The organism is Meiothermus sp., assembly GCF_025060375.1.
Taxonomy (GTDB): Bacteria; Deinococcota; Deinococci; order Deinococcales; family Thermaceae; genus Meiothermus.
Map to the genome: position 1 here is coordinate 19,220 of NZ_JANXCG010000017.1, position 24,330 is coordinate 43,549.

Here is a 24,330-nt window from a genome sequence, read left to right on the forward strand (position 1 = left end):
TTATGTGGGCGGCTTTTCTGCTTTCTCCGCTGCTTTCCTTTGCCTGGGCCCAGGCTACGCACACCGTTCAGCCAGGGGAGACCCTGTTTCGGATTGCCCAGCGCTATGGCACCACAGTGGAGGCCCTGCAGGCGCTTAACGGCCTCCAGGACCCGCGGCGGCTTCGCGTTGGGCAGGTGTTGCGGATAGAAGGGGCTGTTCCCGCCCTACGCCGGCTCGAGCCGGCTCCTCCTCCCCTTCGGGCCCTTACCTGGTCCCGTGAAACCCCTCAGGGCCGGCTAGCGGTGGTACGGTTGGAGGCCCCCGTGGAGATTTCCGGGTGGGTGCGGTTCCTCGGCAGGGATCACCCCATCCAGCACAATCGGGCCCTGTTGCCCATCCCGGCGATGCAGCCCCCCGGGGTCTACCCGGCCGAGCTGGAGTTAGAGGGAGGACGGCTCCGGCTGGAGCTTCGGGTGGTGGCGGGTAGCTTCGGTCGCCTTGTGCTCTGGCTGCCTCCCGAACGGAGGGCCTTGCTGCTTCCAGAGCGGCTTAGAGCGGAGCGGGAGCGGGTGATCGCGGCTTGCGACCACGGCCGGCCCCAGCTGTGGCAAGGCCCTTTCCGCAGGCCGGTTTCCTCCAACCGCATCACCGATCCGTTCGGGACCCGCCGTAGCTACGACCAGGGCCGGACCTTCACCTACCACGAGGGGCTGGACTACGGGGTGCCTGAAGGTACCCCGGTCTACGCCCCAGCCCCTGGGGTGGTGGGCTTGGCGGAGAGGCTTCCGGTCCGGGGCGGGGCGGTGGTCCTTGACCATGGTTCGGGGGTATGCAGCGGTTTTTGGCACCTATCGCGGATAGTGGTGACTCCCGGTCAGCGGGTTAGGGCTGGCGACCTGCTGGGCTACTCAGGCAATACCGGGCTCTCCAGCGGACCTCACCTGCACTTTGAGCTGCGCGTGGGGGGGGTGCCCACCGACCCTGCCCCTTGGTTTCTCAGCGTGCCCTGAGGGCAGGGCACACCCCCGCCTCGGTGGCCAGAAACCCCACCGGAACGTCCCATGGGTCGTGGGGTAGTGTGGGGACCAGGAGGGTCCTGGGGGTCAGGCCGATGGTCAGGACATGAGGGGGGAGCCGGGCCAGGAAGCGGTCGTAAAAACCCTGGCCGTACCCCAGGCGCCTGCCCCAGGGGTCAAAGGCCAGTCCGGGCACCAGCACCGCCTCGAGGTTCTCCGGTGCGGCCCTGGGGGCCTCTGGGGCAGGTTCCAGGAAGCCGTAGGGGTGGCGCACCAGGGAGCAGGGCAGCGGGTGCACCTCCAGGTCGCGGGCGTGCACCCGGGGCAGGTAGTACTGCGCTGGGTAGAGGGCCGGTAGGGGGGAGGGGTCAAGTTCGGAGCCAAAGGCGCTGTAGAGCAGGATGTGCCCAACCCCCTGCTTTTCCAGGAAACCGGCTAGGTGCTCGGCTACCCGTTGGGAAAGCTCAGGAATGGGCTGCTCGCTCCGCACTTGCTTAGCCCAGCGGCGCAGCTCGGGTTTGGTCATGGACCCAGTATTCCATACCTGACCACTGGACCCCTGATTGACAGTCGGGCTAGTCATTTGTCAAAATGCCTGACGAAGGGGGTTGACCCCGAGTCTTTGTCCAGAGGAGTCAGCCATGCCCATCTATGTTTACGAGAATCTGGAGACCGGTGAGCGCTACGAGTTCGAGCAGAGCTTTCATGAGCCGGCCTACACCCATCATCCTGAGACCGGGGCGCCCATCAAGCGGGTGATCTTTGCCCCGGCGGTGGTCTTCAAGGGTTCAGGCTGGTACATCAAGGACTCCAAGGCCGAGGCCAAGAACGGCAAGAAAGGCGAAAGCGAAGGCGCTGCCGCCGACTAGCATCAGGCCCACAGCCTCTGCCCCGCCGCCAGCGGGGGTGTTTTTTTGTACCTTGGGTGGAGCTGCAAGCGCAGCTGGAAAGGGGTAGGGCTATGGTTTTGCTTTTGGGCTTGGCGCTGGCGGTTTTGGGAATAGCTTTGCTCGCTCAGGGGGGAGCTAGGAGGGCTTTGGGCGGGCCGCTCCTCCTGTTGGGGCTGGCCCTGGCGGTTCTCTCGCAGAGCTTTGTGGTGGTGCCTGCGGGGCATGTGGGGGTGGTCTTCAACGTCTTTGGGGGGGTGCAGCCGGTTCCCCTGGGCGAGGGCATCCGCGTGGTGATTCCGGGTATCCAGAGTGTGGTTCTCTACGACGCGAGGCTCAAGGAGGTAACCCTGGCCAAAGGCCCTGCCCCTTCCGGCACCAGCACGCCCGGGGAGGACGCCATCACCGCCCGCAGCAAGGAGGGGCTGGAAATAGGTGTGGATATCACCGTCCAGTACCGCATCAAGCGGGACGAGGCACCCCAGCTTCACCGCAACCTGGGTCCGGGCTACTTGGAGACCCTCATCGTTCCCCAGATTCGCAGCAAGGTGCGGGATGCAGTGGGGCTTTTCAACGCCGCCGAGCTTATCAGCACGCAGAGAACCCAGCTCGAGGCTGCGGTGACCAAGGAGTTGCGCGAGGACCTGGGGAGCCAGCACATTGAGCTGGTTTCGGTGCTTTTGCGCCGCATAGACATCCCCCCTTCGGTGGCTAAAGTGATTGAGGAGAAGCAGACCGCCGAACAGCAGGTACAGGTGGAGATCAACCGCCGCCAGCAGGCCGAAATTGCCGCCCAGCGGTTGGTGGTCCAGGCCAAGGGAGAACGCGATGCGGCCATCCTGCGGGCGGAGGGGGAGGCCCAGGCCATCCGCCTCAGGGGGGAGGCCCTGCGCCAAAGCCCTCAGGTAGTCCAGCTTACGGTGGCCGAGAAGCTGGCCCCCAACATCCAGACCATCATGATTCCCAGCGAGGGCAACTTCCTTCTGGACCTGAGGAGCCTTCAGCCTGTCCAGACCCAGCCAGGCCGCTAGCTTCCCGCGGTCGGGAAGGTGCTTGGGCACCGTGGGCCTGGCTTTTGGGTCCGGCTAGGGGGCTGTGGGTTTGGTGCGCACGATCTGGCCCGGACCCACCTGGTTTCGGGCAAACCAGCCCTGGGGCACTTCCAGCACCTGCCGGTAGACCCGCCTGGGGTAGTAGATACGGCAGTCCTGGTCGCAGGGGGGTAGGTCTAGGATGGTGAGCACCTGCCCTTGGGCGTCCAGAAAGGCTGCGGAGGCTGCTTCTTTTAGCCCCAGGTTGCTCCAGCCATCGTCGCGGGGTTCGGGGAAGCTGTACCAGATGCCCCTTCCTTCCCTCAGGCGGCTTCGCGCCAGGAGGCCTTGGGCCCTGTTGAGGGGGGCGTAGACCGGGAGTTCCAGGAGACCTTGGGGCGTTTCCACAAGGGCTATCCGCTCGGGCATGGTCTGGGCAGGGCGGGGTGGGGCCAGCTGTCCGGCCAGGAAGTACCCAGCGGTCGCCAGGCCGACCGCCAGGGCCACCAGCAGGGCGCTGTAGCCGCGAAGCTGTCCAAGGGCTTTCATTTTCGGAGGGGCTCAATTTCAAAGAGGTAGGGCCACAGCTTTCCGGTCACGTAGATGCGGCGGTTTTGCTCATCGTAGGCAATCCCGTTCAGAACAGCGTCGGGGTTGGGGTTGCGGGCCTGGGCCAGCAGGGCCAGGGGGCCTAGCTCGAGCCAAGCCTCCACCACCCCACTTTGGGGATGGATGATGGCGATGCGGGTGGTCAACCAGACGTTGGCCCAGATGCGGCCTTGGATGTACTCCAGCTCGTTGAGCCGCTCCACCGGTACCCCGTCTGCCCGCACGATGAGGGTGCGCTCGGGGCGCAGGGTGCGGGGGTTCAGAAAGTAGAGCCGGGCCGAGCCATCGGACATGATGAGCGAGCGTCCGTCGTGGGTCAGGCCCCAGCCCTCGGTGTCGTAGCTGAAGCGCCCGATGGGCCTCAGGCTCAGGTCGTAGATGAAGCCCACCCGGTTGCGCCAGGTAAGTTGGTAGAGGCGGTTTTGGAACAGCGTAACACCCTCGCCAAAGTATTCAGCGCCCAGGCGGTGGCTTTGCAGCACCCGGCCGGTTTTGAGTTCTACCCTGCGCAGGCTGGACTGGCCGTATAGCCCGGTGCCCTCGTACAAAACCCCTTGGTGGTAGACCAGGCCCTGGGTGAAGGCCGCCGGGTCGTGGGGGTAGGTGTTCACTACCCTAAAGCCCCACACGGGGGTGGTTTGGGCCAGCCCCAAACCCAAAAACAGCAGCAAAGCAAAGGCCCTTGCCACCCCAATACCTTACCCTACGAAGATGAGGACACCCCTCAGGCCCAGCCCCTTGCCTGGAGCACCTCCCTCAGGCGCTGCTGCACTACCTCGGCCCGGGGCTGCTGGACGTCCACCACCACGAAGCGCTTTGGCTCGGCCTCGGCTAGCTTGTGAAAGCCTGCTAGGACGCGTTCGTGAAAGGCCAGCTCCTCCTCCTCAAAGCGGTCCGGCTCCTGGGAGCGCCGCCGGTGTCGGGCCCGCCACAGCCCAAGCCTGGGGGGTAGGGTGAGCAGGAAGGTTAGGTGGGGCCTGAGGTCGCCCAGAAATTCCTGGGAAACTGCCCGCATCCACTCCAACGAAAGCCCTCGGCCGTAGCCCTGGTAGGCCAGGGAGGAGTCCAGCCAGCGGTCGCATAGCACCACCGCCCCCCGCTTCAGAGCAGGCCGGATAACGGTGGCGACGTGTTCGGCTCGGTCCGCGCTGTAGAGCAGAAACTCGGTCTCGGGGCGCATCGGGTGGCTCAGAACTATCCGGCGCAGGGCCAGACCCAGCTCGGTGCCGCCGGGCTCCCGGGTCAGGACCACCTCGCGGCCTTTCGTCCGGTACCACTCGGCCAGCAACCGGGCCTGGGTGGACTTCCCAGCCCCTTCGGGCCCTTCAAATGTGATGAAGAGCCCCTCCATCAGAGCCCCGTTGGGTGGTCCAGGAAAACCCAAGGCAGGCCGAACTCGGTCTCGAGCCGCTCCGCTAGGGCTTTTACCCCAAAGGTCTCGCTCTCGTAGTGGCCGATGTAGATGACGTTGATGCCCAGCTCGAAGGGCTGATGGTAGTGAGCGTGGGAAGGCTCCCCGGTGATGTAGAGGTCACAGCCCAAGGACTTTGCCAAGGCCACATCGCCAGCTCCGCCGCCCGATACGATGCCCACCCGCTCCACCTGCCGGCCCCCTCCAGTGTGCACCAGGGGCTGCATTCCGGTCAGCTCGCCCAGCAGCTCCTCCACCTCGGAAAGGCCCCTAGGCTCCGGTAGCCGCCCCACAACGCCTATATTGCCGTACTTGGGGTGGGGAAGCGGCTCGAGCTCGGTGAGCCCCAGCTGCCGGGCGATGACCGCATTGTTGCCCACCTCAGGGTGGGCGTCTAGGGGCAGGTGGGCTGCATAGAGGCTGATGCCCCCAGCGAACAGTGCCTGCAGACGCCTTTTGTGCGGGCCCACGACCGCTAGAGGCTGGCCCCAGAATAGGCCGTGGTGGACGATCAGGAAGTTGACCCCCTCTGCCCGGGCCCTTTCAAAGACCGCCAGGGCGCTGTCCACCGCTACCCCTACCCTTCGCACCTCGGCCTCGCCCTCCACCTGCAGCCCGTTTTGCGAGGGGTCCTTGAAGGCGGAGACCTGCAGGTACTCGTTCAGCCAGCGAACCAGCTCGTCGCGCCGCATGTCCCAAGTCTACCCAAACCCCTTGGCGGGACAAATGGCCGTGCCAATGTGCAGCATGATATTGTCTGTGCTGGGCAGGAGGGCCTGCTATGCTTACTCAAGCACACGTCCGGCGCATTCGCGAGCACCTACTCCCCAAAGCTGCCCCGCTGCTCTCCTTGTACCTGGACGTCAACCCCGCCCATCCGAACAACCGCAACCGAGCCTACCTTTTGCGGGCCCGCGAGGCCATGGAGGCGGTCGGCACGCCTCCAGGGGTTGTCCGCAGGGTGCTGGATGCCCTGCAGGACGTTCCCCAGGCTAGATGTCGGGTGGTTTTCGCCACCCCTGAGGAGCTGGAGTGCTACGACCTGCAGGTGGAGCTGCCGCTTTTTGAGGGGGTGGAGGCCCACTGGGGCGAGCCCTACTTGACCCCACTCCTTTACCTGCTTGATGAGTACGACCGGGTGGGGGTGGTGTTCTTGGACAGCGAGAGGCTGCGGGTGTTTGAGGTCTACCTGGGCGAGATTGAAGAGCTTACCGGAGCTTTTCGGGCGGTAGACCCTCAGGTCTGGAGGAGGCTGACCCAGGATAGCCCGGGGCGGCGCTACGGCCCAGGGCGAGCCCACCGGGCTGCTGCCGACACCGACCGTTTTGCTCGCCGCATGGAGGCCTGGACGCATCGGTTCTACAAAGCGGTCGCCGAGCAGCTCGAGCAGCTCAGCCTCGAGCGGAACCTACAGCGGCTCGTTCTGATAGGGCAGAGGGCTGAGGTTTCCGTCTTCAAGGAGATGTTGCCACGGCGGCTGCGCGAGCAGGTGGTGGCGGTTTTGCCCTCGCTCCCCAATGCTCAAGCCCAGGCCAGCGAGGTGCTGAAGCTGGTGGAGGAGGTGCTGGGGCCGATTGAGCACGAGCGAGAGGCCCGCTTGCTGGACGAGGTAGCCGAACGGGGGGTGGCGGGGCTCGAGCAGACCCTGGAGTTCCTCCAGCAAGGGCGGCTGTACCTTTTGGTGCTCCCCTGGAGGCTGGAGGGCTCTGCCTACCAGGCCACCGATGGCTGGGTTTCCAGCTGCCTGGAGTCGGCTCGAGCCCACGGGGAGCCCGTTCGGGAGGTGGCGCTTAGGCGGATTCTCCCCGAGCTGGCCGCGGCCTACGGTACCCGTTTGGAGTTTGTGCGGGGTCCGGCTGAGGAGCGACTGGAGAAGCTGGGAGGCCTAGCTGGCCTTCCTCGCTGGTGAGGCGTGCGATGTTCAGAAGAATCCTGGTTGCGGTGGACGAATCTACGTGTAGTGAGCGGGCCGGTAGGTTCGCCCTGGACCTGGCCAAGGCGATTGGGGCTGGGGTGTTTTTTGTCCATGTGTACCGCTTTGAAGAGGGTTTGGACCCGGCCCGAAGGCTTTTGGAGCCCTGGGCGGCCATGGGCCAGAAGATGGGGGTTCAGCATGCTGCTGAGCCCGTCAAGGCTGAGGATACAGCAGAGGGCATCGTCCGTATGGCCCAAAAGGGTGGGTGTGACCTCATCGCCATGGGCACCCACGGCCGGGAAGGGTTGCAGAGGATGCTCCTCGGGAGCGTGGCTGAACGGGTGAGCCGACTGGCCCAGGTGCCGGTTTTGCTGGTTCGGGACGGCGAAGGGTTAGGCCTTCCGGAGCGGATTTTGGCTCCGGTGGACGGCAGCCAGGTCGGGCGCCCGGCTTTTGAGCTGGCCGATGAGCTTGCGCGAGCCCTGGGGGCTGAGCTGCTGGTTTTGCACGTGGTGCCCCCTCTGCCCACCCCGGTGGGCGAGCCCTGGGCCGCCCGGGGCCTCCCGGTGTTCAGCTGGGAGGAGGTCCGAAGGGCCCTGGAGGCCGAGGGACAGGCCATCCTGGAGGCCGCAAAGGAGCAGGCTCAGGCCCCGCGGGTGCAGACCCTTTTGCGCAAAGCCCGGGGGCAGCGGGCGTCGGAGGTGATTGTGGAGGTCGCCCGGGAGGAGGGGGTCGGCCTGATTGTGATGGGCACCCATGGGCGCAGCGGTCTGGAGCGGCTGCTCTTGGGCAGCGTAGCTGAGGGGGTGGCCCACCATGCCCCGGTCCCGCTGCTGCTGGTCCGCTCGGGCTTGGGGAGGGGCGGCTCTGGCTAAGCCTGGTCCCCTACCGATGGCCCAACGCCTTCAGGGCCAGTCGGTAGGTCTGGGCGTGGGCTGCCACGGTCAGTTGGGGGTCGCGGTTGTAACCGCCCCCCATGACCACCACCAAGGGGGTCTGGGCCTTTCTGACCCAGGAGAAGACCTCCCGGTCGCGGGCCGCAAGCCCCTCCAGACTGAGCCCCAGGCGGCCGAAGCGGTCGCCGGCGAGCACGTCTACGCCGGCGTTGTAGAACACCAGCTCGGGCTGCCAGGAAAAGGCTGTCTCCAGGGCGGGGGCCAGGGCCGCGAGGTAGTCCGCATCGCCGGTGCTGTCGGCCAGGCTCACATCCAGGTCGCCGGGCTCCTTTTTCAAGGGGTAGTTGCGCTCGGCGTGCACCGAGAGGGTGAAAACGCTGGGGTCGTCCCGGAAGAAGGCCGCCGTGCCGTTGCCTTGGTGGGCGTCCAGATCCACCACCAGGATCCGTCCCCTAAAACCCTGCCTCCGAAGGTAGGCCACCGCCACCGCCACATCGTTGAAAAGGCTGTAGCCCTCGGCGCGGTCGGGGAAGGCATGGTGGGTTCCCCCAGCCAGGTTCAGGCCCAGCCCGCTCTCCACCGCGTCAAGGGTTGCGGCCAGGGTGCCCCCCGCGGCGTGGAGGGCTCGAGCCAGCAGGCTCTGGCTCCAGGGCAGCCCCACCTTGTGGGCCTCGGCGCGGCTCAGCCCTTCCTGGCGGAGCTTTTGTAGGTAGGCCTTCTCGTGGGCCAGGGCCAGGATGTCCCAGGGGATGGGAGGGGCGGGTCGCACCTCCAGGAGGCTCTTCAGCGCATCGGCTACGCCGCGGTACTTGTATTTGGGGAAGGGGTGGTACTCGGGTAGCTCGAGCTCGCAGTGGGCCGTGGTGTAGGCAGGCCGCATGGCCGGGAAGGGGCCCTAGCTAGATTGCTTCCAGTTTCTCTCTGAGGGCCCGGGCCCGCTCGTACAGGGGGGTGGCCTGGGGGTTTTGCTGCTCGTGTTGGAGGATGGCCATGGGGTGGATATGGTGCTCGTCGGGGTTGCCAAATAGGGAGTTCAGCAGCTCAAACTCCTCCTGTGAGCGCAGCGAGGCGTCCTCGCGGAACATGTTGAGGTAGGTCCAGGCGAACTGCGGCTCACTGATGGCCCCGGCCAAGTAGGCGTCCAGGAGCCGTTTGTAAGGCTCGAGGTTGCTCCTGTGGGAGGCCTGAGGGGGCACCTTGGGCACGTCGGCCAGGTGCTCGGCGAAGAGGGCCTCTAGGTTTTCCGAGGTGATGTCCCAGTTGTTGAGCTCAAAGAGGGCTTGTCCGTGTCGGAAGAGGATGATTTGCGGCGAGTGGTGGACGATACCGCTTCGCTCAGCCACCCGGTTGGAGGCCGGGCGGTGCTCCACCACCCGGATGATTCCCACCGGAATGGAGGGCCGCTCGCGCAGCACCCTTTCCACGTGGCCCCAGCCCTGCATGGTCTTGTGACAGGTGCCGGCCTTAAAAACGGCGGCAATGGGGTGCCCGTCAACGAAGGCATCGGCTTCCTCGGGGGTAGTTAGGGGGTACATCCGCTCCCTCATGGCCCCGAGTTTATTCCCCGTAGCGGCTGTCAAACGTTGGCCGGGACACTACGCGCGGCCGGCTTGGTTTTTGGCCTGGGCAGGCCAGGTTTCCTCCGGCCATAAGAGGCCCTGGGGGAGTTCAGACGAACTGGGGGTCCCGGCCCTTGTGGGCGAAAACACTTCAGCAGGGAGGGGAGGCCCAACCGGCTTTGGCGCCTGACCGGCGGTTACGCTGGGCATTGGTTGTGCGGCCGGGGGCTGGGCGGGGGGTGCCGTCCGAGGGCGACCTAGCGCTCGAGGGGCCGGAAGGGCACCTCGAGGCCGGTTGCGTAGAGCACACCCCCCTCCTCCTCCAGCCGCAGCCGGGGTAGAGGGAAGCGAGGTGGGCCATAGACAGCCCTGCCGGCCTGAAGGGGTTCGTAGGCCCCAAAGTGACACGGGCAGCCCAGGAAGGGGTGGTCGGTGCGGTAGTTGTAGGCGATGGCGCCCAGCTCTGGGTTGTCTACGAAGTTGACCGTGCAGCCCTGGTGGGTGCAGATGCGGGAAAGGGCCAGGAAGTGGCGCTCGCCCACGGTTAGGCCGCCCAGCACCGGCTGAGGGAGCCGGATGAGCACGGCCTTGAGAGGGCTTTCGGCGTAGAGGTAGTCAAAGTACTTGAACCCCCAGACTGAGCGCAGCTCCTCCAGGGCGGCCACCTGGAGCCGGGGTCCCGCCCGCCAAGCTGGCTCCTGTACCCCCGCTTTGGTGAAGTGGATTACGTAGGTGCGCCAGGCCAGCCAGCCGAAGAAGCCTCCTGTGACCATGCTGGGGATAATCCACAGCAGGTCGCGGCGGTCCAGGCGGGGCTTTTTGGGAGGCTTCATAACCCGGAGAGATACTGCAAGAGTGCGGTCATCTCCGCCTCGCTGAGGGGGATGGCGGGCATCTGGCCCCGGCCCTTCTGCACCACCTCCCGCACTGCCTCAGGTACCCGTAGGACGGGGTTGCCCTTCAGCCGCGGGCCCAGGCCCCCCTGGGCCTCGGCGCCGTGGCAGGCCGCGCAGCGGCTCAGGTAGACCTGCTGCCCTGTGGAGCCGGCGCCGAGCTGGCTTTTGGCGGTTTCTATGAGGTTCTCCACCCGCTCCCTGGCCTCCCCTCCTGCCTTGAGGTAACCTTCCCAGGCCGAGATAGCCTCGGCATAACGGCCCATCTGGAAGTAGGCGTTGCCCAGGAAGAGCCAGCCTTCGGGCTCGTGGGGATCGGCCTGGACCGCAAGCTGTAGGGCTTGGGCTCCCTCAGCGGGCCGGCCGCTCATGAAGAGGAGGATTCCGAGGCGCCGCACCGCCACCGGGTTGCGGGGTTCTTTCTCCACAACCCGCAGATAGCCCCGCAAGGCCCGCTCAAAGTCCTGTAGCTCGTAGGCCTTGTTGGCAAAGGCCAGCCAGTCGGCGGCCTGGCCGCTGGCCTCGGCTTGGCGCTGAAGCCGCCCCAGAATCTGGGCCTCGCTGCGGTTGGTTACCAGGGTCTCCCCAGGCAGCCGGGGTACGGTGTAGGCCCAAAGGCCCATCCCAAGCAGGAGGAGTCCCCCAACAGCCCCCCCCAGGACCAGGGGGTTGGGTCGGCGGGGGGCAGGGTTTTCCTGGCCCAGCTCGCCGAGCTGCCGCTCGAGCCGCACCATCTGTGCCAGGAGTCGCTTGCGCTCCTCCCCCTGGGCTTCCTTGGCCTGCGTCCGAAGCACCTCCAGCTCGGCCCTCAGCTCCTCGGGCCGCGGGTTGGCCGGGAAGGGAAGGGGCCGGCCCCGGAAAGGCAACAGGGCGTAGACCAGGGCCAGAATCAGCAAAAGGGCTAGGATGAGGTAGGCAAGGGTCATCGTCGGTCCAGTTCAGCCTCAAGGCGGGCGATCTCCTCCTCGGAAACCCCCTCGGCCTGCGCCTGGGCTAGGGCCTTTGCCCGGGCTTGGTGCCGCCACAGGCCGTACCCCAGGAGCAGCAGGCCCAAAAGGGGGGAGAGCCAGACCCAAAGCGTGAGGCCGCGGGCGGGCGGCTCGAAGAGGATCCAGTCGCCATAGCGTTCCACGAAGAACTGCTTGATCTCGGCTGGGCTCTTGCCCTGCTCGAGCTGCTCAGCAATGATACGCCGCATCTCTAGGGCAATCCCCGCATTGGACTCAGCTGCCGACTCCCCCTGGCAGACCGGACAGCGCAGCTCGCGGGCAATCTCAAAGACCTGGGGTGGGAAGTCGGGGGGCGGGGTGTTGGGAACGGGCTGGGCTAGGGCCCCGAGGAGAGGGGATAGCACCAAACCCAAAAGCCAACCGCGCATCCTTTTCATGGCCTCACCTGCTGTAGGTACTCTTGCAGCTTGCTTTCGCTCAGCTCCCCGATGTGCCGGGCCAGTACCTTCCGCTCTTTTGAGATGATGAAGGTCTCGGGAACCCCGGTGTAGCCGTACTCAATGCCGATGCGGCCTCGAGCGTCGTAAACGCTGGGAAAGCTGAGGCCATACTGCGCGATAAACTTCAGCGCCTCTTCCTCGCGGTCCTGCACGTTCACCCCCAGCACCAACACCTGGTCCTGGTAGCGGCGGTAGAAGCTTTCCAACAGGGGGGCTTCCGTCCGGCAGGGAATACACCAGCTTGCCCAGATGTTGAGGAAAACCGGCTTCTCTAGGGTTTCTCCCACGCCCAGCTCTGGCCCGAAGCGGTCCCGGTAGGGCGCCAGCACCGGAAGGCTGAAGGTGGGGGCTGGCCTGCCTACCCGTACCGACCCTAAGACCTCGGGGTCGGGCCGCTGCAGGCCCCAAAAGAGGAGCCCCCCCAACAGGAGGACCCATACCGGCCAGAACCTAAGCATACCTAATCGCTCGCAGAGGGTACCGCCTGGCGGTTGGGCAGCCGAGCCCCACTGGGCCAGAGGATGTACACCGTGCCCAGCACGATGAGGGCCCCGGCCACCCAGAGCCAGAGGACCATGGGGGTGACGATAATTTTGAGCGTGGCCCACTGCCCCCTCTCCTGGTCGAACTGCATCAGCACGAAGTAGTAGTCGTTGTAAAGGGTGTAGCGGACCACTGGGGTGGCCAGGGGGGAGCTCATCTGGGGGTAGAAGTTGAGCCGGGTTTCATAGCGCCCGTCGGCTCCCCAGCCGTCCCGGCTGGTGGCCCGCACCTGAATGGGCGCCAGGGCGGCGAAGCGGTTGGCCTCCTCGCGGGCGGTGAGGCCAAGCAGGCGAACCTCCAGGCCGCGGGTCTGCCAGACCTCGCCTATCTGTAGGGTTTTCTGCTCGGTGTAGCGGTAGGTTTGGCTGAAGGCGATGCTGAGTGCGGCCAGGGCCACCCCAAGGTGCACGATGTGGGAGCCAAAGCGCCGGCGGTGGCTGGCGGCGAGGTCCAGCAGGGCCTGGCTGGGGGGAATGCCTAGGGCCCGGCTGCGCTCCTTCACCCCCTGGGCCACCATCAGCACGACGGCGGTGAGGTTGTAGGCGAAAAGCCCAATGGCTAGGGAGACGCCCAAGCTTAGCCCTAGCCCCAGCCCGATGAGCATACCCACCCCCAGCGCGGTGAGCATGGCGGCCAGGTTCTTGAGCACCTCCTCTCGAGCCTGCCGCCAGGGAAGCAACGGCCCAATGCCCATCAGAAGGAGCATAAAAACGCCCAAGGGGGCGGAGACCTGGTTGAAGAAGGGGGCCCCTACCGAGACCTTGGCCCCGCTCAGCAGCTCTACCACCAGAGGCCACAGGGTTCCCACCACCACCACAAAGGCGAAGGTACCGAAAAACAGCGCGCCGGCCAGCAGGGCCCCCTCCCGGCTTTTCCAACGCACCTCGCCGGCCTCCCGGATGTCCCCAAAAACCCTCGCTAAAAGTCCCAGCCCCAGGGCCAGCACCCCCAGCAGGAAGGCCAGGAACCAGGCCCCTACCGGCCCGCTGGCAAAGGCGTGCACCGACTGGATGACGCCGGAGCGGGTTAGGAAGGTGCCGAAGACGGTGGCAGCAAAGGCCAGGGTGATAAAGGCAAAATTCCAGCCCTTGAAGAGGCCTTTGCGCTCCTGCACCTGGGCGGTGTGGAGAAAGGCCGTAGCCAAAAGCCAAGGGATGAGGGAGGCGTTCTCCACCGGGTCCCAGGCCCAGTAACCCCCCCATCCGAGAATCTCGTAGCTCCACCACTTTCCGGTGAAGATGGCCGCGGTGAGGAAGCCCCAGGCCACCAGGGTCCACCAGCGGGTTTCGTGGATCCAGCTCTGGTAGCGCCGGGCCAGCATGGCCGCCACCGCATAGGCAAAGGGCACCGAAAGCCCCACGAACCCCAGGTACATCAAGACCGGGTGCACGGCCATCATCCAGTGGTTTTGCAGCAGGGGGTTGGTGCCCAGGCCCTCGGCGGGGGGGTTGGGTACCCTGTCAAAGGGGTGGGCCACAAAGACCATCACCGCGAAGAAGAAGACCTGGACCAGGAAGAGGGTGGCCAGGGCGCTGGGGGCCCGCCAGAAATCGAGGCTGCGCCCGACCCGCAGGCTCACCAGCCAGGTGTAGAGGGTTTGCAGCAGGGCCCAAAGCAGGATGGAGCCCTCGAGGGCCGCCCAGGGGGTGACGAGCTTGACCCAAAGCGGGTTTACCGAGGCGCTGTGGTTGGCCACATAGGCAACGCTGAAGTCATCGGTCAGGATGGCCCATTCCAGGGCCCCAAAGCTGGTGGCTGCGGCCACCAGGCTCAGCAGCGAGGTGCGGCGAGCAGCCTCGAGGTAGCGCCCGTCCCGCAAGGTGTGGGCCAGAACCGCCAGGGCTAGGCCCAGGAGGGAGAGGACAAGGGCCCCTGCCAGGGCAATCCCACCCAAAAGCCCTGGGGTCATTCGGCCTCCTCAATCAGCTTGCGCACCTGCTCGGGCGTCCAGCCCTCCTTGGGCGCTTGGTAGCTCTCGGAGTGCTTGACCAGGAGGTTTTGGCTGACGAAGACGCCATCTTGGAAGCGGCCTTCCACCACCACCCCTCGGTTCTCGCCGAAAAGGGCCGGGGGGGTGGCCCCGCTGGAGCGCACCGGAATCTCCTTGACCCCGTCGGTAACCACAAAGCGGAGCTCGAGGGTCTTGGGGTTGTAGTCAAGGGAACCGGCTTTGACCAGTCCCCCGAGCCGCACCGGACGGTTTTGGTACCGCTCGGCCTGCTGGAAGTACTCGCTTGGGGTGATGAAGTAGACCAGGTTCTGCCCCAGGCCACCGAAGATCAGGTACGCCAGGGCGGCTCCCACCACCAAAAGGCCGAGGAGGTATTTGGGCTTCATCCTTGTCCTCGCTTTCTCTGGTAGCGCCACAGGAGGTAGCCCAGGTAGCCGAACACCGCTACGTACACCGCGGTGTAGGTCCAGACCACAAAGGGGTTGGCCGGATTCCACAGGGGGTTGTCCATCCTAGGCTTCCTCCTGGGCCGCCTCGCGGGCCGCAATGATGCCTCTGAGCCGCACCATCCCGACGTACAGCAGGGTAAAGGCGGCCAGGTTGACCAACATGGGTATCAAGATTGCCGAGTCTACCATGATTTTCCCGGTGGTCAGGTCTATGGACTGGGTCTGGTGCAGGCTGCGCCACCACTTGACCGACATGTAGCTTATGGGTACGTTGATGGCCCCCAGAATAGCTACCCCTGCAGCTGCTTTGGCCCTTAGCTCGGGGTCTTCAATGGCCCCACGTACGACCATGTAGCCCACATAGATGGCAAAGAGGATGGCGGTGGTGGTGAGGCGGGGTTCCCAGTCCCAGTACACCCCCCAGGTGGGCCTGGCCCAGAGCATGCCAGTGAGGAGGGCCAGGGCCATGAAGATGAGGCCTACCTCCACTGCTGCCGCGGCCACCCGGTCAAAGTGGGCCTGCCGGCGCACTAGGTAGGCCACGGAGTAGAAGAGGGCCCCAAAGCTGGCCAGGTAGGCCATCCAAGCGGTGGGCACGTGCATGTGGAAGATGCGGGCCACAAAGCCCTGGTTCTGATCCGGTGGGGAGGACATGGCCATGAAAAACCCCACCACCGCTCCCAGAACCCCTAGGCTCAGGACGAGCCAGGTTAGGCCATCCAGGCGGCTTTTAGGGTTGGAACGCGCAAGCTGCATAACACCTCTCTTTAGAATTTTGGCCCTGTGGGGCCGGGGCGCCGTAAATCAGATTACAACCATGGCCCCGCGGGCGGTTCCCTCCCAGCTTACCCCCTTGGGGTAGCCGTGGCGCCGGGCCCCGTGCACTTTGGGTTATGTCAGCTATAGCTTAGGGTTCTAACCCTCCAGGATAAGGGGAAAGAGCATCGCGCAGGCCGCCACGTAGATGGCGTCAAAAACCATGAGCAGCCGCAGCCAGTCTAGAAGCTCGGTTACCGGGAGTCCCTCAGCCAAGCCTTGGGTAAAGCGGACCGCGGCCAGCACCACCGGGACAACCAAGGGGAATAGGAGCAGCGGTAGGAGCACTTCCCGGCCGCGCAGCCGGGCCAGCATCCCGGCATAGAAGGTAGAGACGGCCGCGTAGCCTAAGGCCCCCAGCAGCAGAACCGCCAGGAGCCAACCGGCCTGCTGAAGCGGAAGGTAGAAAAGCCCCCCAGCAAGGAGCAGCAGCACCAGGCCCACCAGCGTCAGCAGGGTGAGCTGGAAGAGGAGCTTGCCGAAGTAGATCCACTCACGGCCTCCCGGGGTGAGCAGGAGGTCGTCCAGGGTACCATCCTCCACTTCCAGGCCGAAGGCCCGGCCAGCCAGGAGGCTTCCAGCAAAGGCCAGAGCCACCCAAAGGGCACCTGGGGCTGCTTTGCGTAGGTCCTGAGGGGCTGGACCAAAGGCCATGGCCAGGATGAGGAGCATCACCGCAAGAAAGAACACCGCCGAAAGCAGGCCGGTGCGGCCGCGGAGCTCGAGGGTCAAATCCCGCCAGGCCAGCCAGAGAATTCGCCCCACAGGGAAAGGCTAGCGGTTCTGCCCCCAAAAGGGAAGGAGGGGTTAGTCTCCGCTCCCGTGGGCGTACTGCAGCTCGTGGAGCTTGGCGTAGTACCCCCCTTTGCGCACCAGTTCTTCGTGGCTGCCCTCCTCCACCAGCCGTCCCTTGCGGAAGACGAGGATACGGTCCACGTGCCGGATGGTGGAGAGGCGGTGGGCGATTACGATGGAGGTGCGCCCCTGCATCACCCTTTCCAGGGCGGCCTGGATCTTCTGCTCGGTCTCGGCGTCCACGTTGGCAGTGGCCTCGTCCAGGATAAGCAGTATGTCTGGGTTGTGCAGGAGGGCCCGGGCCAGCGCTAGGAGTTGCTTCTGCCCAGTGGAAAGACCCCCGCCTCGCTCGTGCAGCAGGGTTTGGTAGCCTTGCGGCAGCCGGGCGATGAACTCATCAGCCCCCACGAAGGCGCAGACCTCCCGAATGCGTTCCAGGCCGATCTGCTCATCCCCCAAGCGCAGGTTGGACTCTATAGTTCCACTGAAGAGGAAGGGGTCTTGCTGCACCATGCCGATGGCGCGGCGCAGATCGCGCTGGGCGTAGTCCCGCACGTCCACCCCGTCGATCTTGACCGCCCCCTTCTGCACGTCGTAGAAGCGGGCGATGAGGCTGATCACGCTTGATTTGCCCGCCCCAGTAGCCCCTACCAAGGCTACCTTTTCACCGGGCCGCACCCGGAAACTCACCCCCCGCAGCACCCAGTCCCATTCGCTGGGGGAGTCGGGGTCTTTTTTCTCCCGCTTGCCGTAGGCGAACCACACGTCTTCGAAGTCAATCTGCCCCCGGAAACGCCGCACTGGGAGGGCCTTGGGCCTGTCTTGCACCTCTTCCTCAGTGTCCAGCAGGCTGAAGATTCGCTCTGCAGAGGCCATGGCGGCTTGGAAGATGTTGAACTTATCGGAGAGGTCCTGCAGGGGCTGGAAGAGCTGGCGAACGTAGTCGGTGAAGGCCACCAGGAGCCCCAGGGTAATGGCTTGCTGGACCACCTGGCCGCCCCCATACCACACCACCAAGGCCACGGTGACCTCGCCCATCAGGCCTACCAGCGGGAAGAAGAGGGCAAACCACTTGATAATCTCCACCCAGGCTTTGCGAAGCTCGGTGGAGAGGAGGTTGAACTGGGCCTCGTTTTTCCCTTCCCGGCTGAAAAGTTGGGTGGTCTGTACGCCAGCAAGGTTTTCCTGGAGGGAGGCGTTAAGCCGGGAGAGGCGGAGCCGCATGGTGCGGTAGGCCTCCCGCATGCCGTTGCGGATCCAGGTGGTGACCCCGACAAAGACCGGGATGATGGTGAAGGTGACCAGCGCAAGCCGCCAGTCCAGGGCCAGCATGAAGCTCATCAGACCTATCACCAGGGCGAAGTCGGCAATGAGGCCCACCAGCCCGCCGGTGATGAACTGGTTGATGGCGTCCACGTCGGAGGTAACCCGGGTCATCAGCCGGCCTACCGGATTGCGGTCGAAGTAGCCCAGGTGCAGCCTCTGTAGCTTGGCGAAAATCTCCGAGCGAAGGTCGTAAAGGATGTGCTGGCCGACCCAGCTGATCAGGTAGGTCTGGGCGTAGTTGGCGATGAAGTCCACCGCCCGCACCGCTAGGAAAACCGCCGCTAGGAGCAGAAGCACCTCGTAGCGCTCCGCCAGGGGTAGCGCTTCCTTGGGCACGATGGCGTGGTCAATGGCGTACTTGAGGAAAAGGGGCGTGGAGGCTGCGGTGAGGGTGCTCACCACCAGGGCCAGAAGGGCCAGCCCCACCTGTTTCCAGTAGGGGCGTACGTACCCCAGGATGCGTCGGGCCAGCCGGGCGTCAAAGCTCTTCTTGAAGGCTTCCTCTTCGTGCATAGGGCTTACTCCCCTACCTCCTCCTGAAGGCGTTGGATGCGGTCCAGTTCGGCGTACAGCCCCCCCTGGGAGAGGAGCATCTCATGGGTGCCCTCCTCTACGATGCGACCGCCCTCTAGCACCACAATCCAGTCGGCGTGTTGCAGGGTTGAGGTGCGATGGGCGATGAGCAGGGTGGTCTGCTGGCCCAGCACGCTCCTAAGCCCTTGGAGAATGCGCGACTCAGTCTCGGTATCCACGGCGCTCATGGCGTCGTCTAAGATGAGGATCTTGGGTCTGCGGGCCAGGGCTCGAGCCAGGGCCACCCGCTGCCGTTGGCCCCCCGAGAGGGTTACCCCCCGCTCGCCCAGCGAGGTCTGGTAGCCCTTGGGAAAGCTCTCGATGTCCTCGTGGACCCCAGCCAGCCGGGCCGCCCATTCAGCCTGGGAGGGGTCGGGGCTGGGTAGTCCAAAGCATATGTTTTCCAAAAGGGTATCGGAGAAGAGAAAGGGTTCCTGTGGAACCATTCCGATAGCCGAGCGCAGGGTGTGCAGGGGCAGGGTGCGGACGTCGTGCCCCCCCACCCAGACCCGGCCCTCGGTGGGGTCGAGGAGGCGCGGGATCAGGCTTACCAGAAGGCTTTTCCCACTTCCAGTACGCCCGGTGATGCCCAGGGTGGTGCCCTCGGGGATGGTTAGGGTGATGCCATCCAGCACCTTGCGCCCCCCCAGCTCCAGGCTCACGTTTTCAAACCGAACTTCTCCCGAGAGGACCAGGCCTTCCTCACCGCTGGGTTTGGGGTCTGCAATGCGGGCTGGCTCGAGCCAAAACGCTTCCAGCCGCCGGTAGCTGGTGGAGCCCCGCTGGAAGATGGTGAGGGTATAGCCCAGGCCTATGATGGGCCAGCCCATCATCATCAGGTAGGCGTTGAACTGCACAAACTGGCCCACCGTCATCTCATTCCGGATCACCATCCCTCCTCCGACCCACAGGACGATGAGAAAGGCGAAACCCATCAGAAGGCCCATCAGGGCCCGCACCGGCCCTTCTACTCGGGCCAAGGCTAGGCTTTTGGCGATGTAGTCCTTGTTTAGGGCCTGGAATTCGGCGAGTTCGCGTTCCTCCAGGGCGAAGCCCTTTACTACCCGAATCCCGGAGAAGTTCTCCTGGGCCTTGGTGGAGATGCGGTCAAACGATTCCTGGCTTTCCCGGTAGCGGTGGTCAATAAGGCGCAGCACATGGTACATCACGCCAAAAATCAAGGGGAAGACCAGGCTGAGCAGCAGCGCTAGGGGTACGTTGACCAGGTACATCGAGAAGAGAGCGAAGACGACGAACATCAGGAGCCGGCTGCCCATGTTGATTCCGGCTCCCAGCATCTCCCGCACTGCGCCTAGGTCGGTGGTGAACTTGTTCATCAGGTCGCCAATGCGATTTTGGCTGTAGAAGTAGGCGTCCAGGGAAAGGGCTTTACGGAACAGGTCCATCCGCAGGTCGTGCTCGATGTAGCGGCTGGCGACCACAAGGAGCTGCCGATTAGCCCAGCCAAAAAGGGCAGAGGCCAGGGCCGCCGCCAGAATGGCCCCGGCCCAGGGGAGGTAGGCCTCCCCTGCACGGATGGCGTCGACGGCGTGCCGCAGAAAGTAGGGGGATAGCGCCGAGGTTCCCACGGCGGCAATTCCGGCCAGCATGCCCCACAGGTACTGGGGGCCGTAGCGGCGGAGGTAGGGCATGAGGGCCCGCAGGGGGCTAAAAACTGACTGGTCAGTTCTCCCAATTGGAACTTCAAGGCCTGCCTGCATCCGCACCACTCTATTCTCCCCTCCGCCGGACGAGCGTGAGCTTTTCCCTAATCGGGAACGAGCCCCGAGGCTACCTTGCTCCAGTCGTCCTCGAGCCCCACCACCTGCCAGGGCTTGGGGGGAGGGTGACGCCGCAGCAGCTTGCGCAGCGGGGTGGGCAAGGGAAGGTACTCGGGGTCGTGCACGTAGAGCAACGACCGCACCCGCCCTAGGCGGGAGAGGTAGCGGTGCATTCCAGCCGCCTCCAGGTCGGTGGGCAACTCCAGGCCCAGCTCCAGATGAGCCCCCTCCTGCCTCAGCTCAGCCGGGGGTTTGTCTGCCCGGAGCAGCCGCAGACCCTTCTGTCCCAGGGCCGACCGAAGCCCCTCGAGCCACTCCCCCTGCAGGAGCATCGGCTGGGCCACGATTCCCACCCCCTCCCCGAGCGGCTGTGGCGGTTTGTAGGAGGGCTCCAGCAGGCGCTTGGTGCGCTCCAAAGCCCGCCGGGCCAGCATGGGGTTCTTGCTCAGGGTCTGCCCCACCTGAGCGGCCAGGCCGGCCAGCTCGGGGGAGAGCTCGGCAGGCACCTCCAGGACCGGGGGCAGGCCCGGTACGAACTGGGCCAGGGCGGCCTCCAAATCCACCATCCACAAGGAGGGGCTACCCCTTTTGGCTTCTACCCCGAGCTGGGCGTCGGGAAGCAGGAGGTAATCCACCCCTTGCCCCTTCAGCTCGAGCGCCTCCTGCACCACTCGCCGGATCGGCAGGGGTAGGGGAAGCTCCCCCTCCAGGCCCTGGGGCCGAACCACCTCAACCTCCAAGGCCCGCAGGTAGGCCTCCCAAAAGGGGAGGTAACGGTCCCCCAGCCAGCTTTGCAAAATGCCAACCCGCACCTGAACATCTTACCTAAAGGTTGGGTGAAAGGTTCTTGACAGCGCTTTCAAAATCTGTTTTACTTTTTTCAAAAAACCCCGTGAGTTTGGAGGTTTAGTTGCGCGAGAATGTAACCTTGAGCGACGTGGCCCGCGAGGCAGGGGTTTCTCCGAGTACCGTTTCTCGGGTGATCAACGGTACGGCCCGGGTGGATGCCCGTAAGCGTGAGGCGGTGCTCAGGGCCATAGAACGGCTGGGTTACCGGCCTAACCTAATGGCCAAAGGGTTGGCCCAGGGGCGCTCCCTCACCGTCGGGGTGGTCACCCAGGAGATTAGCAGCCCTTACTACGGTGAAATGCTCAAGGGGGTGGAGCAGGCTTTGGAAGGCACCCCCTACCACCCAATCTTTGCCAGTGGGCACTGGCGGGCCGACCAGGAGGAAGCTGCCCTCAAGGTGCTGGTAGGGCGGCAGGTGGATGGCCTGATCGTTATGGACGGAAGCGTACCGGCGGAGAGGCTCCTTGAGCTGGCCCAGAGCATGCCGGTGGTGGTGGTGGGGCGGGATATCCCGGGCCTGTGCTGCTTGAGTATCGACAACCTCCAGGGGGCTTACGAGGGTACCCGGCACCTGATTGAGCTAGGACACCGCCGGATTGCCCATATTGCAGGCCCTCAGTCCCACCTTGATGCCGTTGAGCGTCTGCGCGGCTACAAACGAGCCTTGGAGGAGGCAGGCCTCCCCTTTGACCCAGCCTTGGTGGTAGAGGGGGACTACCTCGAGCCCTCCGGCCTTTTGGCAGTGGAGGCCCTTTTGACCCGAGGAGCCTTGTTTACCGCCATTTTCGCTGCCAACGACCAGATGGCCTACGGGGCCAACGTGGCCCTGTATCGCCGGGGCATCCGGGTACCCCACGACGTTTCCTTAGTGGGTTTTGACGACCTGCCCAGCTCCAGCTACTTCACTCCACCCCTGACCACGGTGCGCCAGCCTGGCCTGGAGATGGGCTGGGAGGCAGCCCGGCTGGTCTTGGCGTTGCTCGAGGGAGGCGAGTATAACCCCAAACCTCTTGCGGCCCGCTTGGTGATACGCGAGTCTACCGCCCTGTTGCGATCTTCTGGGGTGCGCTGGGTACACCCCGACTAGTTTTCGGCTTGGTAAGGAGGTGAAACGGAGCAGAAAATTTCTTTGAAAGCGCTTTCAAAAAGGCTCAAGGCAATCCAGGGAGCGGGAAGCTCCAAAAGGAGGTTTTGTGAAACGAATCCTTACCTTGTTGGCCCTGCTGGCGTTCTTTGGTCTGGGGTTGGCCCAGAAAACCACCCTCACGGTGGCGGTTTTCCCCAACCTGGACGACGCTCTAAAGGCCCAGATTACCCTTTTCAACAAGAAGTTCCCGAATGTCGAGGTAAAGCTGGTCATCCAGCAGTACGCCGACCACCACAACGCCCTTACCACTGCTCTAGCCACTGGGCAGGGCCTGCCTGATGTGGCGGCCATTGAGGTTGGTTTTGTGGGGCGTTTTGCCGAGGGTCAAGGCTTTGAGGACCTAAACAAAGCTCCTTACAACGCTGGCCAATATAAGCGGCTTTTCACCCCCTACACCATTGCCCAGGCCACATCAGCCGATGGTCGGTTCATTGCTATGCCCACCGACATCGGCCCCGGTACCTTTTTCTATCGGCTCGACATCCTACAAAAAGCTGGGGTAGACCCTAGGAACATGTTGACCTGGCCCGGCTATATTGCAGCAGGGCGTAGAATCAAGAGCACCACCGGTGCTTTCCTTATTGCAGATGCTGCTGACGTGGCCTGGATTAACATCTTCGCCACCACCCCCGCCAACAACAGCCCTTACTTCGATGAGAAAGGAAACGTAGTGGTGGATAGCCCCCGCTTCGTACGGGCTTTCGAACTGGCCCGGAATATCCGCGTCGCAGGGTTGGATGCTCGCATCGGGGCTTGGACCAACGAGTGGTACGACGCTTTCAAGAAGGGTACCGTAGCCACCCAGTTCTCTGGGGCCTGGCTGCAGGGCCATCTACAAAACTGGATGGCTCCCGAGACCAAAGGCCTGTGGAGGGTGCAACAGCTTCCCGAGGGGATGTACGCCTCCTGGGGTGGTAGCTTCTACGGCATCCCCACCGCTTCGAGGAACAAGACCTTGGCCTGGGAGTTCATCAAGTACGTAACCACCACCGAGGAGGCCCAGATTGCCGCATTCAAGGCTATTGGTGCCTTTCCTGCATTGCTTGCGGCTCAGAACGATCCCTCTTTTTCTGAGCCCATAGAATTCCTGGGCGGCCAGCAAGCCCGGCTACTCTGGCGCGATGCGGCTCGCCGTGTCAAGCCCCTCAAGGCCAACAAATACGACCGTATCGCCTACGAAATTATCACCGCTGCGCTTTCGCAGGTGCTGGATGAGGGGAAGGATATCCCCTCTGCCTTGGCTGAGGCTAAGCGGCTCATTGAGCGCCGAATGCGCTAGCAGGAGAGGGGAGAAGGGTAATTCCTTCTCCCCTTTCTGTGGCTCTGTCTAAACACAGAACAGAAATTCTGGGGTCAACGATAAGGAGGAAGTGTGCAAGAGAGCCTTAGCAAAGTCGGCCTTCTTCCTGAGCCTTCCCGCTGGGCTATGCGCTGGAGCAGATTTCAGCGGCGCTATGCACCTTATATCTTCATCAGCCCATTTTTCATTCTATTTCTGATATTTGGCCTGTACCCCTCCCTTTTTTCGCTGTACATGTCCTTTCAGACCTGGACGCCCAGCGACGGCTGGGGCCGCTGGAAGTTTGTGGGCTTTGAGAACTACGCTTTCACCCTCACAGACCCCATGTTCTGGCGCTCCGTATGGAATACGGTTTGGCTAGGGGTGTTCTCAGGAGTCCCGCAGCACCTCATCGCCATCCCAATGGCTTTCGTAATTCACATGGTGCTGAGCCGCTTTAAGACCTTTGTTACCGCGGTCTACTTTCTACCCTACATCACCTCTTCGGTAGCTATCGCGCTTATCTTCAACACCCTTTTTGCCACCCACAATGGAGTGATCAACCTGACCATCGCTCATCTCAACACCTGGCCGCTTTTGGGGGTGCTGTTGCCCGACCAGAACATCAACTGGTTCACCAGCGCCAACATCAAGTATGCGCTGGCGGTGGTGGTGGTCTGGCAATTTACCGGTTGGAATATCCTGCTCTACCTCTCGGCTATTCAGGCCATTCCCAAAGACCTCTATGAGGCCGCTGAGGTGGACGGAGCTGGCCGTTGGCAACAGTTTCGCTACATCACCCTGCCCCTTTTGCGCCCCATGATGTTTTTCGCAGTGAGCCTCACCATTATTGGCAACATGCAGCTATTTGAGCAGCCCTTTGTGCTTCTGAACGGTGGGGCCAGTGCTGCCACGCCCGGCGGCCAGACCGTGACCATGTACATGTACCGCACCGCCTTTGAGTGGCTCGAGATGGGGACCGCAGCTTCCATTGCCTGGATTCTCTTCGTTTTCATCGGCATCCTCACCTACCTCAACCACCTGGTTTTCGGCCGTGCGGCTCGAGGGGGTGACTGAAATGTCAAAGCAAGGAAAGCCCTCTTTGGGAAGGTGGCTGCTGCGCCTGGGGGGGTATGCCCTTTTGGCTATAGGAGGAGTGCTGGCGGTGGCGC

27 protein-coding genes are annotated in these 24,330 nt (G+C 64.0%); 8 read left to right on the forward strand and 19 right to left on the reverse strand.

Annotated features, from left to right (window positions below; translation table 11 throughout):
• Positions 1–2: 2 nt before the first annotated feature.
• A complete protein-coding gene (locus NZ849_RS02435) occupies positions 3–992 on the forward strand; it encodes a M23 family metallopeptidase (protein WP_295403644.1) in 990 nt (329 codons plus the stop codon).
• On the opposite strand, the gene NZ849_RS02440 is transcribed toward NZ849_RS02435, so the two are convergent.
• The gene (locus NZ849_RS02440; RefSeq protein ID WP_295403647.1) at positions 979–1,524 is read right to left on the reverse strand and encodes a 5-formyltetrahydrofolate cyclo-ligase; all 546 of its coding nucleotides are present in this window, start codon (positions 1,522–1,524) and stop codon (positions 979–981) included. The genes NZ849_RS02435 and NZ849_RS02440 overlap by 14 nt on opposite strands.
• 115 nt (positions 1,525–1,639) lie before the next feature.
• Here NZ849_RS02440 and NZ849_RS02445 point away from each other — a divergent pair, with 115 nt between their 5' ends.
• Positions 1,640–1,867, forward strand: coding sequence for an FmdB family transcriptional regulator (locus NZ849_RS02445; RefSeq protein WP_295403648.1), 228 nt, complete (start codon positions 1,640–1,642; stop codon positions 1,865–1,867).
• Between the two features lie 92 nt (positions 1,868–1,959).
• Entirely contained in the window at positions 1,960–2,916 is a 957-nt protein-coding gene (locus NZ849_RS02450; protein WP_295403651.1) for an SPFH domain-containing protein, read from the forward strand.
• Positions 2,917–2,970: 54 nt separating this feature from the next.
• On the opposite strand, the gene NZ849_RS02455 is transcribed toward NZ849_RS02450, so the two are convergent.
• From NZ849_RS02455 to NZ849_RS02470, 4 genes are read right to left on the reverse strand one after another with little or no spacing between them, the layout of a single operon-like run.
• Positions 2,971–3,465 carry a DUF192 domain-containing protein gene (locus NZ849_RS02455; RefSeq protein WP_295403654.1) on the reverse strand — a complete coding sequence of 165 codons (495 nt, stop codon included), beginning with the start codon at positions 3,463–3,465 and terminating at the stop codon, positions 2,971–2,973.
• A complete protein-coding gene (locus NZ849_RS02460) occupies positions 3,462–4,214 on the reverse strand; it encodes a glutaminyl-peptide cyclotransferase (RefSeq protein ID WP_295403657.1) in 753 nt (250 codons plus the stop codon). The genes NZ849_RS02455 and NZ849_RS02460 overlap by 4 nt, the downstream gene beginning before the upstream one ends.
• A gap of 35 nt (positions 4,215–4,249) precedes the next feature.
• Positions 4,250–4,876 (reverse strand): dTMP kinase, encoded by a 627-nt coding sequence (gene tmk / locus NZ849_RS02465; RefSeq protein WP_295403660.1) that lies wholly within the window; start codon positions 4,874–4,876, stop codon positions 4,250–4,252.
• A complete protein-coding gene (locus tag NZ849_RS02470; RefSeq protein ID WP_295403662.1) occupies positions 4,876–5,628 on the reverse strand; it encodes a Nif3-like dinuclear metal center hexameric protein in 753 nt (250 codons plus the stop codon). The genes tmk and NZ849_RS02470 overlap by 1 nt, the downstream gene beginning before the upstream one ends.
• A gap of 89 nt (positions 5,629–5,717) precedes the next feature.
• Between NZ849_RS02470 and NZ849_RS02475 the strand changes: the two genes are divergently transcribed.
• Together NZ849_RS02475 and NZ849_RS02480 are read left to right on the forward strand one after the other, a co-directional pair.
• Positions 5,718–6,845 (forward strand): VLRF1 family aeRF1-type release factor, encoded by a 1,128-nt coding sequence (locus NZ849_RS02475; RefSeq protein WP_295403665.1) that lies wholly within the window; start codon positions 5,718–5,720, stop codon positions 6,843–6,845.
• A gap of 8 nt (positions 6,846–6,853) precedes the next feature.
• On the forward strand, positions 6,854–7,726 hold the full coding sequence (locus NZ849_RS02480) for a universal stress protein (protein WP_295403668.1): 873 nt from the start codon (positions 6,854–6,856) through the stop codon (positions 7,724–7,726).
• Positions 7,727–7,736: 10 nt separating this feature from the next.
• Here NZ849_RS02480 and NZ849_RS02485 read toward each other — a convergent pair whose 3' ends face one another.
• The 14 genes from NZ849_RS02485 to NZ849_RS02550 form a co-directional block, all read right to left on the reverse strand.
• Entirely contained in the window at positions 7,737–8,627 is an 891-nt protein-coding gene (locus NZ849_RS02485; protein WP_295403671.1) for a histone deacetylase, read from the reverse strand.
• A 19-nt stretch (positions 8,628–8,646) separates the two neighbouring features.
• Positions 8,647–9,294, reverse strand: a complete 648-nt coding sequence (locus NZ849_RS02490) for a monothiol bacilliredoxin BrxC family protein (protein WP_295403674.1) — start codon at positions 9,292–9,294, stop codon at positions 8,647–8,649.
• A gap of 269 nt (positions 9,295–9,563) precedes the next feature.
• Entirely contained in the window at positions 9,564–10,139 is a 576-nt protein-coding gene (locus NZ849_RS02495; protein ID WP_295403677.1) for a ubiquinol-cytochrome c reductase iron-sulfur subunit, read from the reverse strand.
• Positions 10,136–11,125, reverse strand: a complete 990-nt coding sequence (locus NZ849_RS02500) for a c-type cytochrome (protein WP_295403679.1) — start codon at positions 11,123–11,125, stop codon at positions 10,136–10,138. The genes NZ849_RS02495 and NZ849_RS02500 overlap by 4 nt, the downstream gene beginning before the upstream one ends.
• The gene (locus NZ849_RS02505; protein ID WP_295403713.1) at positions 11,122–11,577 is read right to left on the reverse strand and encodes a cytochrome c-type biogenesis protein; all 456 of its coding nucleotides are present in this window, start codon (positions 11,575–11,577) and stop codon (positions 11,122–11,124) included. The genes NZ849_RS02500 and NZ849_RS02505 overlap by 4 nt, the downstream gene beginning before the upstream one ends.
• A gap of 5 nt (positions 11,578–11,582) precedes the next feature.
• Positions 11,583–12,107: a redoxin domain-containing protein gene (locus NZ849_RS02510; protein ID WP_295403681.1), complete on the reverse strand. Its 525-nt coding sequence runs from the start codon at positions 12,105–12,107 to the stop codon at positions 11,583–11,585.
• Between the two features lie 2 nt (positions 12,108–12,109).
• Positions 12,110–14,101, reverse strand: a complete 1,992-nt coding sequence (locus NZ849_RS02515) for a cytochrome c-type biogenesis CcmF C-terminal domain-containing protein (protein WP_295403683.1) — start codon at positions 14,099–14,101, stop codon at positions 12,110–12,112.
• Complete coding sequence (gene ccmE / locus NZ849_RS02520; protein ID WP_295403685.1) at positions 14,098–14,529, reverse strand: cytochrome c maturation protein CcmE; 432 nt, start codon at positions 14,527–14,529, stop codon at positions 14,098–14,100. Before ccmE ends, NZ849_RS02515 begins: the two co-directional genes overlap by 4 nt.
• A complete protein-coding gene (locus NZ849_RS02525; protein WP_295403688.1) occupies positions 14,526–14,654 on the reverse strand; it encodes a hypothetical protein in 129 nt (42 codons plus the stop codon). Before NZ849_RS02525 ends, ccmE begins: the two co-directional genes overlap by 4 nt.
• Position 14,655: 1 nt before the next feature.
• Positions 14,656–15,348 carry a cytochrome c biogenesis protein CcsA gene (gene ccsA, locus NZ849_RS02530; protein ID WP_295403690.1) on the reverse strand — a complete coding sequence of 231 codons (693 nt, stop codon included), beginning with the start codon at positions 15,346–15,348 and terminating at the stop codon, positions 14,656–14,658.
• Positions 15,349–15,507: 159 nt separating this feature from the next.
• Complete coding sequence (locus NZ849_RS02535; RefSeq protein WP_295403692.1) at positions 15,508–16,173, reverse strand: heme exporter protein CcmB; 666 nt, start codon at positions 16,171–16,173, stop codon at positions 15,508–15,510.
• Between the two features lie 42 nt (positions 16,174–16,215).
• The gene (locus tag NZ849_RS02540) at positions 16,216–18,042 is read right to left on the reverse strand and encodes an ABC transporter ATP-binding protein (protein WP_295403695.1); all 1,827 of its coding nucleotides are present in this window, start codon (positions 18,040–18,042) and stop codon (positions 16,216–16,218) included.
• Positions 18,043–18,047: 5 nt separating this feature from the next.
• Positions 18,048–19,754 (reverse strand): ABC transporter ATP-binding protein, encoded by a 1,707-nt coding sequence (locus NZ849_RS02545; RefSeq protein ID WP_295403698.1) that lies wholly within the window; start codon positions 19,752–19,754, stop codon positions 18,048–18,050.
• A gap of 116 nt (positions 19,755–19,870) precedes the next feature.
• The gene (locus NZ849_RS02550) at positions 19,871–20,695 is read right to left on the reverse strand and encodes a hypothetical protein (protein WP_295403701.1); all 825 of its coding nucleotides are present in this window, start codon (positions 20,693–20,695) and stop codon (positions 19,871–19,873) included.
• A 98-nt stretch (positions 20,696–20,793) separates the two neighbouring features.
• Between NZ849_RS02550 and NZ849_RS02555 the strand changes: the two genes are divergently transcribed.
• The 3 genes from NZ849_RS02555 (at position 20,794) to NZ849_RS02565 (ending at position 24,235) form a co-directional block, all read left to right on the forward strand.
• Entirely contained in the window at positions 20,794–21,819 is a 1,026-nt protein-coding gene (locus tag NZ849_RS02555; RefSeq protein ID WP_295403704.1) for a LacI family DNA-binding transcriptional regulator, read from the forward strand.
• A 106-nt stretch (positions 21,820–21,925) separates the two neighbouring features.
• Positions 21,926–23,158, forward strand: a complete 1,233-nt coding sequence (locus NZ849_RS02560; RefSeq protein WP_295403708.1) for an extracellular solute-binding protein — start codon at positions 21,926–21,928, stop codon at positions 23,156–23,158.
• 255 nt (positions 23,159–23,413) lie between these two features.
• Positions 23,414–24,235 carry a carbohydrate ABC transporter permease gene (locus NZ849_RS02565; protein ID WP_295403710.1) on the forward strand — a complete coding sequence of 274 codons (822 nt, stop codon included), beginning with the start codon at positions 23,414–23,416 and terminating at the stop codon, positions 24,233–24,235.
• Positions 24,236–24,330: the final 95 nt, after the last annotated feature.

Bases quoted from the DNA above. Each gene is read 5' to 3' on its own strand.
- NZ849_RS02435 (WP_295403644.1), top strand. From the start codon at position 3: ATGTGGGCGGCTTTTCTGCTTTCTCCGCTGCTTTCCTTTGCCTGGGCC.
- NZ849_RS02440 (WP_295403647.1), bottom strand. From the start codon at position 1,524: ATGACCAAACCCGAGCTGCGCCGCTGGGCTAAGCAAGTGCGGAGCGAG.
- NZ849_RS02445 (WP_295403648.1), top strand. From the start codon at position 1,640: ATGCCCATCTATGTTTACGAGAATCTGGAGACCGGTGAGCGCTACGAG.
- NZ849_RS02450 (WP_295403651.1), top strand. From the start codon at position 1,960: ATGGTTTTGCTTTTGGGCTTGGCGCTGGCGGTTTTGGGAATAGCTTTG.
- NZ849_RS02455 (WP_295403654.1), bottom strand. From the start codon at position 3,465: ATGAAAGCCCTTGGACAGCTTCGCGGCTACAGCGCCCTGCTGGTGGCC.
- tmk (WP_295403660.1), bottom strand. From the start codon at position 4,876: ATGGAGGGGCTCTTCATCACATTTGAAGGGCCCGAAGGGGCTGGGAAG.
- NZ849_RS02470 (WP_295403662.1), bottom strand. From the start codon at position 5,628: ATGCGGCGCGACGAGCTGGTTCGCTGGCTGAACGAGTACCTGCAGGTC.
- NZ849_RS02475 (WP_295403665.1), top strand. From the start codon at position 5,718: ATGCTTACTCAAGCACACGTCCGGCGCATTCGCGAGCACCTACTCCCC.
- NZ849_RS02480 (WP_295403668.1), top strand. From the start codon at position 6,854: ATGTTCAGAAGAATCCTGGTTGCGGTGGACGAATCTACGTGTAGTGAG.
- NZ849_RS02485 (WP_295403671.1), bottom strand. From the start codon at position 8,627: ATGCGGCCTGCCTACACCACGGCCCACTGCGAGCTCGAGCTACCCGAG.
- NZ849_RS02490 (WP_295403674.1), bottom strand. From the start codon at position 9,294: ATGAGGGAGCGGATGTACCCCCTAACTACCCCCGAGGAAGCCGATGCC.
- NZ849_RS02495 (WP_295403677.1), bottom strand. From the start codon at position 10,139: ATGAAGCCTCCCAAAAAGCCCCGCCTGGACCGCCGCGACCTGCTGTGG.
- NZ849_RS02500 (WP_295403679.1), bottom strand. From the start codon at position 11,125: ATGACCCTTGCCTACCTCATCCTAGCCCTTTTGCTGATTCTGGCCCTG.
- NZ849_RS02505 (WP_295403713.1), bottom strand. From the start codon at position 11,577: ATGCGCGGTTGGCTTTTGGGTTTGGTGCTATCCCCTCTCCTCGGGGCC.
- NZ849_RS02510 (WP_295403681.1), bottom strand. From the start codon at position 12,107: ATGCTTAGGTTCTGGCCGGTATGGGTCCTCCTGTTGGGGGGGCTCCTC.
- NZ849_RS02515 (WP_295403683.1), bottom strand. From the start codon at position 14,101: ATGACCCCAGGGCTTTTGGGTGGGATTGCCCTGGCAGGGGCCCTTGTC.
- ccmE (WP_295403685.1), bottom strand. From the start codon at position 14,529: ATGAAGCCCAAATACCTCCTCGGCCTTTTGGTGGTGGGAGCCGCCCTG.
- NZ849_RS02525 (WP_295403688.1), bottom strand. From the start codon at position 14,654: ATGGACAACCCCCTGTGGAATCCGGCCAACCCCTTTGTGGTCTGGACC.
- ccsA (WP_295403690.1), bottom strand. From the start codon at position 15,348: ATGCAGCTTGCGCGTTCCAACCCTAAAAGCCGCCTGGATGGCCTAACC.
- NZ849_RS02540 (WP_295403695.1), bottom strand. From the start codon at position 18,042: ATGCACGAAGAGGAAGCCTTCAAGAAGAGCTTTGACGCCCGGCTGGCC.
- NZ849_RS02545 (WP_295403698.1), bottom strand. From the start codon at position 19,754: ATGCCCTACCTCCGCCGCTACGGCCCCCAGTACCTGTGGGGCATGCTG.
- NZ849_RS02565 (WP_295403710.1), top strand. From the start codon at position 23,414: ATGTCCTTTCAGACCTGGACGCCCAGCGACGGCTGGGGCCGCTGGAAG.